Source organism: Methylotenera versatilis 301 (assembly GCF_000093025.1).
GTDB classification, from domain to species: domain Bacteria; phylum Pseudomonadota; class Gammaproteobacteria; order Burkholderiales; family Methylophilaceae; genus Methylotenera; species Methylotenera versatilis.
In genome coordinates, this window is the sequence record NC_014207.1 from 1661190 (window position 1) to 1678458 (window position 17269).

The 17269-nt window shown below is 42.2% G+C and carries 9 protein-coding genes; 4 read left to right on the top strand and 5 right to left on the bottom strand.

Going from position 1 to position 17269, the window contains the following annotated elements:
- Positions 1 to 140 precede the first annotated feature (140 nt).
- The 5 genes from M301_RS14235 to glgC form a co-directional block, all read right to left on the bottom strand.
- On the bottom strand, positions 141 to 4916 hold the full coding sequence (locus M301_RS14235; protein WP_013148187.1) for an EAL domain-containing protein: 4776 nt from the start codon (positions 4914 to 4916) through the stop codon (positions 141 to 143).
- 267 nt (positions 4917 to 5183) lie between these two features.
- Positions 5184 to 6137, bottom strand: a complete 954-nt coding sequence (locus M301_RS07625) for an ROK family protein (RefSeq protein WP_013148188.1) — start codon at positions 6135 to 6137, stop codon at positions 5184 to 5186.
- Positions 6138 to 6155: 18 nt separating this feature from the next.
- Positions 6156 to 7676, bottom strand: coding sequence for a 4-alpha-glucanotransferase (gene malQ, locus M301_RS07630; RefSeq protein ID WP_013148189.1), 1521 nt, complete (start codon positions 7674 to 7676; stop codon positions 6156 to 6158).
- Positions 7677 to 7753: 77 nt separating this feature from the next.
- The gene (locus M301_RS07635) at positions 7754 to 9490 is read right to left on the bottom strand and encodes a glycoside hydrolase family 57 protein (RefSeq protein ID WP_013148190.1); all 1737 of its coding nucleotides are present in this window, start codon (positions 9488 to 9490) and stop codon (positions 7754 to 7756) included.
- A gap of 79 nt (positions 9491 to 9569) precedes the next feature.
- Positions 9570 to 10850: a glucose-1-phosphate adenylyltransferase gene (gene glgC, locus M301_RS07640; RefSeq protein WP_013148191.1), complete on the bottom strand. Its 1281-nt coding sequence runs from the start codon at positions 10848 to 10850 to the stop codon at positions 9570 to 9572.
- A 283-nt stretch (positions 10851 to 11133) separates the two neighbouring features.
- On the opposite strand from glgC, the gene glgB reads away from it, so the two are divergent.
- The 4 genes from glgB (at position 11134) to M301_RS07660 (ending at position 17250) form a co-directional block, all read left to right on the top strand.
- On the top strand, positions 11134 to 13293 hold the full coding sequence (glgB, locus tag M301_RS07645) for a 1,4-alpha-glucan branching protein GlgB (RefSeq protein WP_041359941.1): 2160 nt from the start codon (positions 11134 to 11136) through the stop codon (positions 13291 to 13293).
- Between the two features lie 35 nt (positions 13294 to 13328).
- Positions 13329 to 14981 carry a glucose-6-phosphate isomerase gene (gene pgi / locus M301_RS07650; protein WP_013148193.1) on the top strand — a complete coding sequence of 551 codons (1653 nt, stop codon included), beginning with the start codon at positions 13329 to 13331 and terminating at the stop codon, positions 14979 to 14981.
- 118 nt (positions 14982 to 15099) lie between these two features.
- Positions 15100 to 15912 (top strand): polyphosphate kinase 2 family protein, encoded by an 813-nt coding sequence (locus M301_RS07655; protein WP_013148194.1) that lies wholly within the window; start codon positions 15100 to 15102, stop codon positions 15910 to 15912.
- 87 nt (positions 15913 to 15999) lie between these two features.
- Positions 16000 to 17250: an OmpP1/FadL family transporter gene (locus M301_RS07660; RefSeq protein ID WP_013148195.1), complete on the top strand. Its 1251-nt coding sequence runs from the start codon at positions 16000 to 16002 to the stop codon at positions 17248 to 17250.
- Positions 17251 to 17269: the final 19 nt, after the last annotated feature.

Here is a 17269-nt window from a genome sequence, read left to right on the forward strand (position 1 = left end):
CAAACATTTCAGATGGTTAATGCATCATGCAATCAAAAAAATATTGAATCACTACATACACCAACAGTAGCTCAAAACACTATGCTTGAATTATGACGGGGTCATTACAAAGCTATTACTAAAATTGGTGAATTTAGAACCTAGGGCTTAAGAGCTAGATTGAACTGGGCAATTGGCATTGGTCTACCAAACAGAAAGCCTTGGTATGCATTACAACCACAATTCATTAGGAGTTCACGCTGCTCATCAGTTTCAACCCCCTCGGCAATCACGTCTAGGTTTAGGGTTTCTGCCATAGCTATCACTGTACGCACTATGGCTTGATCGCTAGTATCGATTGCAATTTCCCTCACGAATGACCGATCTATTTTCAATTGATATAGCGGAAGCAACTTGAGATATTGCAGAGAGGAATAACCCGTACCAAAGTCATCCAGGGAGAAGTTAACACCAATATTTTTTAGCTCCATCATCTTAGTGATAGTCGCTTCAATATTTTCCAGCATGATACTTTCTGTTAACTCTAATTTAAGTCGAATTGGGTTAATACCACTATGCTTCACCGCAGCCTGAACCTGTTTTGCGAATGTGTTTTGGTAGAACTGTTTTGCACTGACATTAATTGAGAGTGTGAGGGCTTGTGTTTGCCGTTTTGTTTGCCATGCTTTAAGCTGAGCACAGGCAGTTTCCAACACCCATTGCCCTATTGGTAAAATCAAGCCAGTTTCTTCAGCTAACGGAATAAATTCTAAGGGTGAAACTAAGCCGCGCTCTGGATGAATCCAGCGAATCAGTGCTTCCGCCCCTAATGCCTTGCCCAATCGATCAACCTGAACTTGGTAATAAAGCTCGAACTGATTGTTATCTAGGGCTTTACGTAAATCTACTTCTAATGCAGCGCGCATATTAATCGCTTCTTGCATATTCGGGTCAAAGAAACATAAGGTATTTCTACCCATTTTTTTAGCCTGATACATAGCAATATCAGCATGTTTTAATAGCACATCCTGAGAATGCTCATTTTCACTAAATAACACAACGCCAATACTAGCCGTTGTCTGATATGCGCTTGCACCAAGCTGGTAAGGCTGACTAATAGATATTAAAATTTTATTGGCAATAGTCTCAGCCTGCCCGGCAGCTTCTAAAGGGTGCTTACTCAAGTCTTCCAGCATAACCACAAACTCATCACCACCTAAACGCGCCACGGTGTCGCCTTCACGCACACAGTCGGTAAGTCTGTCAGCCACTTGTCTTAACAGCAAGTCACCCACGTCATGACCAAGTGTGTCATTGAGTGTTTTAAAATGATCAAGATCGAGAAAGAGCAAAGCCCCACCCCAGCCTAGACGTGCGCCAGCTGATAAAGCATGATTCAGGCGATCAATTAAAAGCCGTCGATTAGGTAAACGCGTCAACACATCATAAAAAGCTAAGTGATTGATTTCAGCTTCTGCAGCATTCCGCAATGTCACATCGGTAAACGTGGCGACATAATTCGTCACAATACCGTTGTCACCCATCACTGCGGTAATCGTGAGATGCTGTGGATAAACCTCACCATTTTTGCGGCGATTCCAAACCTCACCTTCCCAATAACCACTTGCATCAATGTTTTGCCACATTGATGCGTAAAAATCTTCATGATGATGGCCAGAACTCACTAAGCGCGGCGTCTGACCTACCGCCTCTTCTGCCGTATACCCAGAGATTTTAGTGAAAGCTTTATTGACTCGAAGGATAATCTTATTAACATCTGTCACCATCATGCCTTCTTGAGATTCAAACGCGGTAGCCGCAATGCGAAACTCTAATTCAGCTAGCTTACGTTCAGTAATGTCTAAAGAAGTGCCCGTAGCACGAATAGCCCGTCCACTAGCATCACGAATGACTTTGATTGAGTTACTCAACGTACGCACTGCTCCCAAAGATGGATTGGTGCGGGACTCAAATTGAATTGAGCCGATGAGTGTTGCTAATTGGCGTTGAATATCGGTCACTAGGTCACGGTCATCAGGATGAATTAGCTCAAGATATTCAGCAAAACTTGGCGTGCCTAACTCTGGATCAAGGTCGTACAAACGAAAGTTTTCATCAGACCAACTGCCAACCATAGTAGTTAAATCTAACTCCCAGCTGCCTAAGTGCGCACTGGCTTGGGCTTTAGCTAAACTGGCGGAACTTTCAAGTAGTTTTAATTCAGATTGCTTGCGCTCAGTCACATCGCGCGACAACAAAATAAAGCGAATATCTTCGCCTGCTACTTTTGGTTTTTTAGCTACCGAAAGTTCAAACCAGAACTTACCTCCTGGCAGTGTCAGTTCAAACTGCCTACCCTGTGACCTATCCGTATCATATGCCTCACTAATTGCAGACATCACAATGTTAGCCGCACCTTCTGGCATAACTTCGCGCACAGTTTTTCCGATTAAGGCTTCTGGTGGAACCGGCAATAAGTGTTTACTAGGCGAGTGTGCAGAAAAATATCGACCATGAATGTCAATTTCGAATAGTAAATCAGGAATGGCATCTATGATCGCTTGCAGCCTAACATCGGAGCGTTGCTTTTCTTCCTCAGTATGCTTTAACTGGGTCACATCGAGCATCGCTACACGCAATATAGGTTGTTCAGCATCATCATCCATGCGCAAACAGTTGAGATTAGCGGTGATGATCGCACCACTGACATGCGTCAGTTTAATATCAAAATTTAGCTCTTCTCCGCCGTCTAGATCCTGCATACTTAAAAATAACTTTTGCCAACGAGATTTCTCTTCATCGATGACGAATTGACTAAAATGCTGCTCGTTAAGCTCGCCACGCTTCACACCTAACATTGAAGTCACTTTCCAATTCACTTCAGTGATCATGCCATGCTTGCTGATAGAGAGATAACCTATTGGCGCAAACTCATAAAGATCTCTATAACGGTCACGTGATTCTGCGGCTTCTAACTGTGCTAACTGTAACTTATCTTGCGCCAAGCGACGCTGTGCTTCGCGATCGAAATTATCCAACGCAAAGCTAATATCAGAGGTCATTTCATTCAATAGTGCTATCGTCTCTTGATCAAATGCATCTATTTCAGGGCTGTAAACAATAAATATGGCAAATGGCTTACCATTTCGAGCAATAGGAAATGCCCCTAAAGCTTTCCAACCATATTGATGCGAATATGCCCGCCAAGGCTGAGTGAGTGGGTCTTCTAAGAAATTATTAACAACGACGTAGTGATTCTCTCTAAATGCAGTGCCACTAGGCCCTTGACCTTCTTGAATGTCTGCACGGCTCGAAATTTGAAGGCTTTCTAAGAAATCTAAGCCATGACCATAAGTCGCCACAGGTAAAATCAGCTTACTCTCCTCATCTAGCACCCCTACCCAAGCCGTTTGCATACCGCCAAATTTAACAGCGCACTTGCATGCTAAAGGAAATAAGTCATTCTCATCCGACATGCGAACAATCGCTTGGTTAGTTTCACTCAATGCTTGATACAGATTGTTTAATCTAAGAATGCGATGCTCATTTTTTTTACGATTGGTCAGGTTGTGCAAAATAGCAAAGTAAGTATGATCATCTAATTTACGTGCATTCACTTCTGCCATGAACTTAGTACCATCCTTGCGCACATGTACCCATTCCCCCGTATGAGACTCGCCAGCCATCATGCTTTCTAAAACAGGATTTACTCTCTCAACTTCTGCATCGACTAATACTCTAGGTAAGTGAAGGCTTAAAAACTCTTCACGCTGGTAACCAAACATCTCTAATGCTGCAGGGTTAGCATCAAGAATGCGATGCTCTTGATTGAGCACTAAAATACCTGATCCAGACTGTTTAAAAAGCTTTAGATACCGGTTTTTTGCAACTTGTTGACCTTTTACCAAAACCCAAGCTAGCAAAGCTAGCATTAAAGATAAGGCGAAGCCGGCTCCAGCAATAATTTTAGATTGATGAAGATTGGTAACACGCAACTCAAATTCAGGCGTGGTATTTAATAGCAATGTCCAAGTATGTCCAGCAAAGTCCAACTGACGTTTGGTTTGTAGCATACCCTCAGCAATACTGTATTTTGGTGACTTTGTAGCTGAGCGATACATGAGTGATTGACCCGAGACCGTATTGCCATCATGAATCTCAAGGCCAATGTCTTGATCAAACTCACCCTTAAGCCCAGCCATTAAATCGTTAATACGAAACGGCACATCTACCCAACCCTTAATGTTAGTGCGCTTGGCACTTAGCGTATCAAGTCTTGCACCGGCTTTAAAAATTGGTAGATACATCACAAAAGAAAACACGTTTGACTTACCTGCATCTTGCACCAAGGTAAAGTGGTTCGAAATGGCGACTTCATTTGAGTCGCGAGCCCGCTCCATTGCAGCACGGGCGATAGGCACGGCAAATACATCTAAACCTAAAGCCTTAATATTATCACCAGCCATAGGCTCCATACGAATGATGGGCGCATATACTTGGCGGTTACCCTCGGGTCTGATTTTGTAATTGGGTAATCCCAGTTTGCGAATTTCTTCGAGATGCCGAGTTTTATCAGCATATGGCACGATGGTGACTAAGCCTATTCCCAGTACCCCCGTTTTTTTTTCGTGTATTTTTAAGGCGTCAACATAAGATCGAAACTCACTCACAGTCACGCTTTCTGAACCATCAATAAAACCCTTCACACCTCGCATCACGGTTTCATAGGCATGTAAGCGAGCGAGTATGTTGGTTTGAGTTTGATCTGCGGCGTACTCTAATGCTGCATTTAAATTTTCCGTATGGTTTTTGTTAGCTTCGCGCCATAAAACCGCAGTAATGATTAGCCCAACTAGCAACACCATGGCAGAAATTAACCAAGGAGCAAGCCTAGTCTTAACTAAATCTAACAAACGTTTTTTATTCCAAGAAACCATACCTTCTATTCTTAAAATTGATGTTATTTATTTTAAATATCTAGCTGCTTTGCAATACGTGAGATAGCCCTTCAAAATCGATAAAAACACAGCAAAACCACCAATAGTTAGAGATCAGCAATCAATTAACTGGTGTGCAATACCATAAGAATATCAGCGCAATCTTAATTTATCTAATATCGGCAACATAATATAAAAATTCAATGTACCCCCAAGCGAGGCATCGAATTTAGATTTACTAACAATGAACACATTCAATACCAACAATTAAATAATGAATTTTTTTTGCACCAACATGGCGGCACCAATAATACCTGCTTGGTCACCCATGCTAGAGATACTTAGATTCACGTTACCACGTAAAGCTGGAATCAAATCTTCGTTTAACTGCTGTGCAAAGGCTGGCTCTATAAGCGACCAAGCGGCACTCATGCCCCCCCCTATCACTACATTGGTCACGTCGATTACTTTTAAAACCTGTGCCAATGCCTGAGCAAGTGCTTTACCCGCTAAAGAATAGGCAGAAATAGCATGTGTGTCACCCTGATGAGCAAGGCGTGCAATTTCGTGTGAGTTATATTGTTGACCAGTTGCTTCTAAATAGCTAATTGCAACCCCACTGGCTGAGGCATATTGTTCCATGCAGCCATAATTGCCGCAGCCGCATAATCTACCATTCGGATGAACAGACATATGCCCAACTTCCATAGCCACGCCATGCTGACCTTGAAACGGCTGGCCATTTAAAATCAAACCACCACCAACACCTGTGCCCAATCCCAAATAAATGAGATGATTGATTTGACTAGCACGCGTGACATACTCTCCGTAGGCTGCAGCTAATGCATCGTTTTCCGTCATGACAGGCAGCTCTATCAGCTGACTTAAATCGGCACTTAAATCTACGTCAACTAAACCGGGCAAATTGGGAGATTGCGAAATTTTTTGCGTATGCGGATCGATAAAACCTGGAAAGCCTATGCCAACGGCCGATATATTGGGATACTTCACATGCATACTATCTATTGCCGCTGCTGTCGCATTTAAAATGGCTCGCCATGCTTGCTCTGGCGTGTGAATTTTACACATATTAGAAAAATCAGTTTGAAAGCGTTTTTCCTCTATTAAGCGAGGAGGAATGTTAGGCGTAGTTTCATCATAATCCACTACGCCCAAACGTAGATTTGTACCGCCAACATCGATACCAATTAATACTGTCATGATGACGCCTCCATCGTATTAACTTCTTGCCGTCCGAGTAATCACTTCAGTAATACTTTCTTCCTGAGCTAATATTAACTGTTGCCAATTAAAACGCCAATGCCAATTGCCAGAGCACGTGCCTGGGGTATTCATACGGTGACTAGAATCCAGCGCCAATATATCTTGCATTGGAATAATCGCTAATTGTGCATGAGACTCAAACACAAGGTTAATCAAGTCAGCTGGCATGTGTACATCATGTTCCTCAGAACGTGAAGAATATATATAAGCCTGCACATGACCACGCTGACTATCATCTAAACTGTTATACCAACCAAGTGTTGTGTCATTATCGTGCGTACCTGTATAAGCCACACTACTAGCTTCGATGTGATGCGGCAAATAGGGATTATCATCTTGACCACTAAACGCAAACTGCAGAATCTTCATACCCGGCAAGTCGTATTGATGCCTTAGTGCATCCACTTCTGGCGTAATAATGCCCAAGTCTTCTGCAACTAAACAAATCTTAGGTAAGGCTTTAAAAATGGCTGCCAGTAAAGCTTCACCCGGCGCTAATACCCATTGACCATTAATTGCCGTATCTTCACTTGCAGGAATCTCCCAAGCAGCTTGCAAGCCTCTAAAATGGTCAATGCGTACAATGTCAAACAAGGCGTTTTGTGTTGCCATGCGCGAAACCCACCAGCTAAAATTATCGGCCGCCATTGCATCCCAGTTATAGTGTGGGTTACCCCAACGCTGACCTGTAGCGCAGAAGTAATCTGGCGGCACGCCTGCCACCACCTCCATATTTTTATAATCATCTAACTTAAAGAAGTGCGGCTGCGCCCAAACATCTGCACTGTCATACGCAACAAAAATTGGAATGTCACCAAATAAATAAACGTTTTTAGTCGCAGCATAAGCTTTGAGTGCTAGCCACTGGGTAAAAAATACAAACTGGGTAAACTGGATAATAGTGATTTCATGTGCCAGTTCTTTACGTGCCTGCTTAAGCGTTGCAACATCTCTGTTTTTATAGCCATCAGGCCAATATTGCCAGCCAGCCAGATTAAACTTATGACGTAATGCTAAAAATAAGGCAAAATCATTCAGCCAGCGTGCTTGTTTTTTACAAAACTTTTTGAAATTGAGCTGCTCTTTCTCTGCCAAAGACTCTACCTGCTTGGCTTGCTCTCGAAATACCTCATAGGCTGTTGCAATCAAATCGGCTTTACTGATTGACTCGCCAGTTAAATCCTTTTGATTAAGCAAGCCTTGTGATTGTAGTCTTTCAAGACTAATAAAATCAGGATTGCCCGCAAAGGCTGATAAACACTGATAAGGAGAGTTATCTGCATGTGGCATATTGATTGGCAATGTTTGCCAAACGCTTACGCCAATTCTACTTAAGAAATCTACAAAGCGGTAAGCCTCTGCGCCTAAATCACCTACCCCGAAATCATGCGCGTCAGGGGAGCTAGGCAAAGAGCTAATGTGTAACAACACCCCTGATCGGCGTTGAGATAAAAGAGATAAATTAGTGCGTTTCATTATTACCTACATAAAATTATGTTGACGTGAAGCTGGTTAACACTAATTACATCTATATGCGCTTACTTACATTGAGCTTAAACCTGCCCTCTACGCATTGTGCCAGCATTATCTGCATTACCACCACCAGCACTAATTGTTTTATGCAAAATTGCAGGTACTGGCTGTTGTAGCAGAGTATACAAGTTGATTAAATTACGACGATACAGCTGGTCAAAGCTCGCCACGCTATCTGACGAGTTATAATCACCAAACCACCAAAACCAATCTGAGCCTTCACAAATCGAAAGCTGGCGTTCGCAAGCTTTTAATTGATTGGCATCTAAACTATTACTCAACATCACATCATCGTAGGTTTTTTTCGCAGCACAGAGTAAATCCCATGCCAAGTTTTTATCCTTACTACCAATCCATGTGCTAAATGTGCCATATACCCAACTACCTGCCGCTATTTGTGAAAGAGCGGGAGCGGATATTCCTCTAGTTTTGTATTCTTTAGATTGATATAAATCAACGATGTCGCTGTAAGTCGTCATTTCAATATCAGGATGATTGGTCAGCGCCGCATACAATTCGTTCAAAAAGTAATAACCATTGTATGGGTAGTATTCCCAAGCATTTTCACCATCCAATATAACGCTAACGACTTTGGCGTATTCATTGGAATTGGCTTTGTGGATACCCTCTAAGGTTTGAATGAAGTCACTCACGGCATCTGGCGTATGCATTTTTGCATATTCAAAGCCGATTTTATCTGAAAGATTATCATCTCTAAAAAAGCATAAAATATCTTCTTTACCATTCGTCACACGGTATGGTTGATAGAGGTATTCACTCTTATCTTGTAGACCCATCTGCGACTTCAACAAGCTGTTAGCCAGCACTGCCTGCCCTGTAGCCGCCCACTCCACGCCATGCTCTGCCATCAAGGAGAGCGCGGCATTAGACACGCCACCTTCTGCAGGCCACATTCCACGGGGTAGTTGACCAAATAAATTAGTATGATATTTACTTGCGGCAACTACATGAGCCGCAGCACGCTCTTGCCCACCTGCATATCGGGCATATTTAGGTAATGGTGCATACGGCATAGCATCTATCGTAGATTTAAAATCTATCAATAATGGCAAAATCGGGTGGTAGTATGGCGTAGTCGAAATCTCAATCTGCTTGGATTTCATCAACGCTTTGTAGCGTGGAATTAAGTTAGAAATTGTTTCAGCTATCACATCAAACAATTGTGTTCTATCTTCTAAGGTAAAACTTAACCCCTTAGTCATGAGTGTCTGCACTACTTTGTTATTACGGCGCAAACTCTCGCCGCACCAAGCTAAGTGATACCACACTAATAAATCCGCTTTATATTGTGCAGACAAATAATGAAACTCTTCTTTGTCATCCGAGATTGGCTCTATGAGCTGATAAAGCTGCAATAAGCGCTGATAATGCGGGAACGGACTCAGCATTTTCTCGTGATGGCTTTTGAAACAGCTATTCACAATTAAACGACACTGCTGATAACTGATACCAGCTAAATCTGGCTCTATCAACAAAGCCAAAAGTGGGTCGCGAATATGATTTTGCTTAAACTGAGTTGTGTAATCCTCTAGCTGCTCAAGCAAAATTGGCACAAAATTAAAGCTGACGCGCGCTTTTGGGTTGGCTTCTAAGTGATATGCCATATCACTGTAATCTTTTATTGCATGCAGATATGTCCATGGCAGCACATATTCGTTGCTGACAATGTCGCGGTAATCTGGCTGATGCATGTGCCAGTAAAGATTAATGTACAGTTTAGGACGAGTTGGCTTCATTTGAATTAACAACCTTAAATTAAATAAAAATAGTTAAAAATTATTTTTTAACTATTTAATTTATATTCAATAATTTACGTTAAATTACCCTATACAGATCTTGCCCTAACATGTCCGGCGTCACAAGTGTGATGCCCTTTTCTGACACATAAAAACGTTTAGCGTCTAAAGCCAAATCTACGCCTATCTGCATACCTTCAGGGATGCTACAGCCACGATCAATTACCACATTTTTGAGTATCACATTACGATGAATGGTCACTTTTGGCAAAATAACCGCGCCTTCAATATCACAATAACTGTGCACTCTGACATCAGAAAACAGCACTGAGTTAGTCACACATGAACCACTGATTAGGCAGCCACCTGATACCAATGAATCCGTTGCTTTACCCGTTCTACCTTCATCATTAAACACAAACTTAGCTGGCGGTAATTGCTCTAGTGATGTCCAAATCGGCCACTCTCTATCATACAAATTAAGCTCTGGAATCACTCGAGTTAACTCCATGTTCGCTTCCCAATAAGCATCAATCGTACCAACATCGCGCCAGTAGTAGTTACCGTTTTGAGCACCTACACAACTTTCAGTAAAGCGATGTGCCTGAATTTTATATTTTTTTATAATGTAGGGAATAATATCTCCACCAAAATCATGGGTCGATTTTGGGTCGCCAGCATCGCGGATAAGCTGCTCATATAAGAATTTAGCATTAAATACGTAGATACCCATACTCGCAAAAGCCTTGGTAGTATCACCAGGCATATGTTTAGGGTTGGCGGGCTTTTCAGCAAATTCAATCACGCGATCTGTACCATCAACCGCCAACACACCAAACCCTTTGGCATCTTCTAAGGGCACATTGATGCACGCCACCGTCATATCAGCATTGCTTTTTACATGGGTTGCTAACATCTTGCCGTAATCCATTTTATAGATATGGTCACCAGCTAGAATCAGAATATATTCACCGCCGCCCTCACGCAATAAATCTAAGTTCTGATATACAGCATCTGCTGTCCCTTTGTACCACTCTTCAGATATTCGTTGTTGCGCGGGAATAATATTCACATACTCATTAAATTCACCACGTAAGAATCCCCAGCCGCGCTGAAGATGTTGAATTAAGCTTTGCGCCTTATATTGCGTAGCAACGTTAATGCGGCGAATACCAGAGTTGATGCAGTTGGAGAGTGGGAAGTCGATGATTCGGAATTTACCACCGAATTGAACGGCAGGTTTTGCGCGCCAATCAGTTAAGTTTTTTAAGCGGCTACCTCGCCCACCTGCAAGAATAATAGCTGCGGTATTTTTGGTTAATGTACTAATGAAACGGTCTGAATGCTGATCTTGCGGCATAGCGCCCTCCTGAAGTTTAATTAATCATTTACTTAACTAGCCGGGCTCACTAGTTTAATTTTTTGTTCTTACAGTGTTCGTTTACATTATAATCAGCTTAAAGCACTATAATCTAGCTAAAACACTAGCAATCTAGCAAATATTATTAAATATATTTTTTAGAAAAATTGAGGGGGAATGTATCTTGGATAAATCTGAAGCGACTCCAGTTGATTCAACAACCAAAGTAGCCGCAAAAACAAGCGCTAAAGCCAAGTCAGCTTCAAACGCAAATTCAGATTCTTTGAAACTGATTTTAAAAGCAAAACATCACGATCCATTTAGCTTTTTAGGTTTACATGCTGTTGAAAACACCTATGTTTACCGTGTGTTCCTGCCAAGCGCCTCTGAAGTTTGGGTTAAAAACTCCAGAACATGGACTAAGCTCAATAAAACACATGCGGATGGTTTATTTGAGGTGGCTAGCGAAACCGCTATCAAAACGCCCTGTTTGCTTAAAGTAAGTGCTGGTGGTAGCGAGTACGAAACCTATGACCCCTACACATTTTCATCAAGCCTGACGCAAGATGAGCTTTACTTGTTTGGCGAAGGCCGCTTATTACAGGGCTATAAAACATTAGGCGCGCAGTGCCTCTCTCAAAAAAATATCGAGGGCGTACGATTTGCCGTATGGGCACCTAATGCTGAACGCGTCAGCGTGATTGGTAGCTTTAACAATTGGGATGGTCGAGTACACTCCATGCGCGCGCATGGCTCTAGCGGCGTTTGGGATATTTTTATCCCACATTTAACAACGAATGACACCTATAAATTTGAAATTCGCAATCGTCACACTGGTCACATTTTAGCTAAAACTGACCCCTATGGTTTTGAGTTTGAGCCACGCCCAGGAACTGCTGCAAAAATCAGCACGAGTCAGCATCAATGGCAAGATAAAAACTGGCTAGATGCACGTCAAAAACGTGATTGGCTGCATGCACCATTCAACTGCTATGAGGTGCATCTCGGTTCATGGCAGCGTAACGAACAAGGTCATTTTTTAACGTATCGTGAACTCGCAAATACGCTGGTACCTTACGTCACTGAAATGGGCTACACCCACGTTGAATTGATGCCAATTTCAGAGCACCCGCTCACAGAGTCTTGGGGTTATCAAACGACAGGTTATTTTGGCGTGACTAACCGATTTGGCTCACCAGATGATTTACGCTTTTTGATTGATGCATTTCATCAAGCCAATATTGGCGTGATTTTAGATTGGGTGCCGGGTCATTTTCCAAAAGATGATTGGGCATTAGCAAGGTTCGATGGCACTGCGCTATATGAGCACGAAGATCCACGTCTAGGTGAACACCAAGACTGGGGAACGTTGATTTTCAATTACGGCCGCAATGAAGTGCGTAACTTTTTGATGTCTAACGCTTATTTCTGGCTGTCTGAATTCCATATAGATGGTTTACGCGTAGATGCTGTAGCCTCAATGCTATATCTAGATTACTCACGTAAAGCAGGTGAATGGTTGCCAAACAAATTTGGTGGGCGAGAAAATCTAGATGTTATCGACTTCCTAAAACAACTCAATGTCATGGTTGGCGAAGACTTTGCTGGCGTTCTAACTATCGCTGAAGAATCTACCGCATGGCCTGGCGTATCTCGCCCAGTGTACTTAGGTGGTTTGGGCTTCAACATGAAATGGAATATGGGATGGATGAATGACACCCTTTCATATATCGAGCATGACCCAGTACACAGACGTTATTATCACGACATGCTGACTTTTGGTCAGCTGTACGCCTATTCTGAAAACTTTGTGCTGCCCTTCTCACATGATGAAGTAGTACACGGTAAACATTCGCTGTTAGACAAAATGCCCGGCGACGCATGGCAAAAATTTGCCAATTTGCGTCTGTTGATTACTTATCAAATGACAACCCCTGGTAAAAAACTCAATTTCATGGGTAATGAATTTGGTCAAGGACGTGAGTGGAATGTCAACAGTAGCCTTGATTGGCACTTGCTAGGCAAAGACTATGAAGGTCATCAATGGCATCAAGGTGTTAAGCAAGCAACAACTGATTTAAATAAAATTTATAAGGACGTCAATGCATTGCATGCGCTTGATTTTGAAGTGCAAGGCTTTGAATGGATAGACTGTCATGACAGCGATCAATCAATAGTTAGCTATATTCGACGGGGTTTAGACAATAGTTTTGTTATAATAGTGCTGAATTTTACACCTGTGTTGCGAAATGCATATCGCATTGGCGTACCGCAAGCGGGTAATTATCATGAGATTTTTAACAGTGACGCTGGTTGCTATGGCGGTAGCAATCAAGGTAATGGCTCTGGCTTGCATACAGAAAATGTTGCTTGGATGAATCATCAACAATCACTTGTCATCACATTGCCACCTTTAGCAGGTATCGTTTTACAATTAAACTAATTTTTTCAACATCAAACTTAAAGTAATTTTACAAAATGGCTGCATTAACGACACTACCAGTATGGCAAAAACTTTGCCTACATCAACAATCAATTGCTTCAACACATATGCGCGATTTATTTGCAAACGATGCGAATCGTTTTGATAAATACAGCCTTAAGTTTACCGATATATTGTTTGATTTCTCCAAACACCGTATCAATGAAGAAACGCTACCTTTGCTGATGCAATTAGCACGCGAAGCAAATATCGAGAACTGGCGTGATCGAATGTTTGCTGGTGAAAAAATCAATATTACGGAAAATCGTGCGGTACTACATACCGCACTTCGTAACCGCAGCAATACACCGGTGTTAGTTGATGGTAAAGACGTAATGCCCGAGGTTAACGCAGTGCTCGCGCAAATGCGTCAATTTTCAGACAAAGTACGCAATGGCTCATGGCTTGGCTACACAGGCAAGCGCATCACCGATATTGTTAACATCGGCATTGGCGGCTCTGATCTTGGTCCAGTCATGGTTTGTGATGCCCTTAAACCATACGCTAGCCCTGACTTACAAGTACATTTTGTATCAAATATCGATGGCGCCCACTTAATGCGCGCTTTGGAAAAATGTAATCCTGAAACTACCCTATTCATTGTGGCTTCAAAAACATTTACCACGCAAGAAACCATGACTAATGCCATGTCAGCGCGCACTTGGTTTTTATCAGCAGCGCAAGATAATACACATGTAGCAAAACACTTTGTTGCCCTTTCAACCAATGCAAAAGCCGTACAAGAGTTTGGTATCGATATTGCCAATATGTTTGCATTTTGGGATTGGGTAGGCGGTCGCTACTCACTATGGTCTGCAATCGGCTTATCAATCGCCTTGTACGTTGGCATGGATAATTTCGAAGCATTGCTTAACGGTGCACATGAAATGGATAACCACTTCAAAACTGCACCTTTAGAGCAAAACATGCCAGTTATTATGGCGCTGATTGGCGTTTGGTATAACAACTTCTTCCATGTGGATACCAACGCAATATTACCTTACGATCAAGGTATGGCTCGCTTCCCAGCATATTTACAGCAAGCTGACATGGAAAGTAATGGTAAATTCATTTGCCGTGATGGTAGCCGTGTAAAGTACAAAACTGGCCCTGTCATTTGGGGTGAAGCTGGCACCAATGGTCAGCATGCGTTTTATCAACTCATTCATCAAGGCACTCAAATTGTTCCGTGTGACTTTTTGATGCCAGTACATAGTCATTATGCGATTGGTAAACATGGCTATGCTCATCACAAGATTTTACTGGCTAACTTCTTGGCGCAAACACAATCGTTAATGCTAGGAAAAACTTCGGAAGAAGCCCGTGTTGAACTTGAAAAACAAGGTATGAGTGGTGAAGCGCTAGAAAAACTATTGCCGCACAAAGTGTTTGAAGGCAACCGCCCTAGCACCTCAATCATGTTTGATAAACTCACGCCAAACACATTAGGCAAACTCATTGCTTTGTATGAACACAAAATATTCGTGCAAGGCATGATTTGGGACATCAACAGCTACGATCAATGGGGCGTAGAATACGGCAAACAAATTGCCCAAGAGATTCTGCCTTTATTAACGAATGAAGACAAAATCAGCAACTTTGATAGCTCAACCAATGGTTTGATTAACTACACCAAAGCACGTAAATAATCACAATTGTTTTACAACGTACCTTGAAATAATAAAAAGCCCAACTAATCAGTTAGCTGGGCTTTTTTACATATAGAATCAATGTTGTTTCATTTGCAAAACTTTAGAAAGCTTCTTGATGGCAAACTTTGATCAATATCGCGTTAACTCAAAAAAATTCTCGTTCAAAAACCACAATCCAAACGATAAAAGTGAACGCTCAAAAACGAAAGAGCAAGACTCTATTGAACTCACACAACTCGCCACGGAAATAAATGCCCTACAAGATATTTTGCATGCTGAAGGTAAACGTAAAGTTTTACTGATATTGCAAGGCATGGATGCTAGCGGTAAAGATGGTACCGTTCGCCATGTGTTTAGAGAGTGCGATCCGCTCGGCATACGTTTGGCAAGTTTCAAAACACCAAGCAGCGAAGAGCTTGCTCATGATTACTTGTGGCGTGTACACCAAGTTGCGCCTAAAGGAGGCGAACTGGTCATTTTTAATCGCAGTCATTATGAAGATGTGTTGATAGTAAAGGTGCACGATTGGATTGACGATGTAGAATGTGAACGTCGCTATGCACAAATCAATGACTTTGAGCGCTTACTTGCTGAAACTGGCACCATCATTATTAAATGCTTTTTAAATATCTCTAAAGAGGAGCAAAAAGCCCGCATGCAAGAACGGCTTGCAGACCCAACCAAAACATGGAAATTCAACCCAGGTGATTTAAAAGAACGTGAACTTTGGCCACAATACATGCAAGCTTACGAGCAAGCGATTAAAGCAACATCTACAGATTATGCCCCGTGGTATGTGATACCAGCCGATTCAAAAACCAATCGCAACCTGCTGATTTCTAGGCTCTTACTCGATGCACTTAAAAATATGAAATTAAAGTATCCACCAGTACCTGCAGATTACAAGAATATTGTCGTTAAAGATTAAAGTAGAGCAAGGCCATTTCGTAAGAGAAATAAGCCTATTGATATAAAAAACATGCATAGCGTTACAAATTAGGAAAATAACAATAAGATGAAACGCTTCAATATTAGTGCATTGATACTTTGTGGGCTATCTATTACTACACAAAGTAACGCTACAAATGGCATCAATTTAATTGGCTACGGCGCAGAGTCAACCCTCATGGGTGGTGCAGATACCGCCGTTGCACGTGACACCAGCGCGTTAAACACCAACCCAGCAGGCTTGGCGCAAATCAAAGGCAAGCTATTTGATGGTTATGGTTCGCTGCTACGCACCACCGATTTAGCTCACAAAGATGCGTTAAACGACCAACAAGCGGACAATCGTTATGTCTTGCTTGCAGGCGGCGGTTACGCGCAACAACTTGAAAGCTTGCCATGTACTGCTGGCATTGGGTTTTTCTCGCAAGGTGGCGCAGGTGCAGTGTATAAGCATATCAAAACACCATTTGGTACTGATGACGAAATGAGCTCACTGTTTGGTATTGCAAAAGTGACGCCAGGGCTTGGCTGCCAAGTGACTGACAATCTTTCAATAGGCGGCTCAGTTAGCTTAATTTACGCCAGCATTGAGCAAAAGTTTTTTTACGATACACCCCCAGCACCAGGTTTTGCCGGCTTTGAAAATAAAGGTGCAGACACCATCCGCTTTGGCTTTAAGCTAGGCGCTCAATATAAATTGAACGAACAATGGACTCTAGGTGCAAGCTATACCGAAAAAACCGAATTACCACTCACTGGCGGCACTGCTAAATTTAACTTTGGAACGCTTGGCATTGTTAAATATAACGAACTTAGCATTAAAGGATTTGCGCTACCGCGCGAGGTAGCCATTGGTGCAGCCTTTAAACCCCATAAGGATTTATTACTATCCGCAAAAATTGATTGGATTAACTGGGCAGACGCGATTAACGATGTAACGACTAAATGGAGCGATACTTCAAGCACGTTTGCACCCTCAGTAATGGTGGATGTCAGACCGCAAGATTGGCACAACCAATTAGTATACGCGCTAGGTGCCGCTTACACATACAATGACAATACCACCTTATATGCGGGCTACAACCACGGCAAAAATCCAGTACCAAAGAACAATTCTAGCGCTTTGCTAGCCGCCACTTTAGAAGACCACATTACGCTGGGTTTTGCCCACAAGCTAGATGAAACCTGGAAACTCACCAGCGGTATTGAGTTTTTATTACCTAAAAAAGTGACTTACGACAGCCCATTATTTGGCAATAATGCTGAAGTGCGTAACGAGGGATTTTTTATACACTGTATGCTCAGCAAACAGTGGTAATGCGAGTTTTAAGTATTTG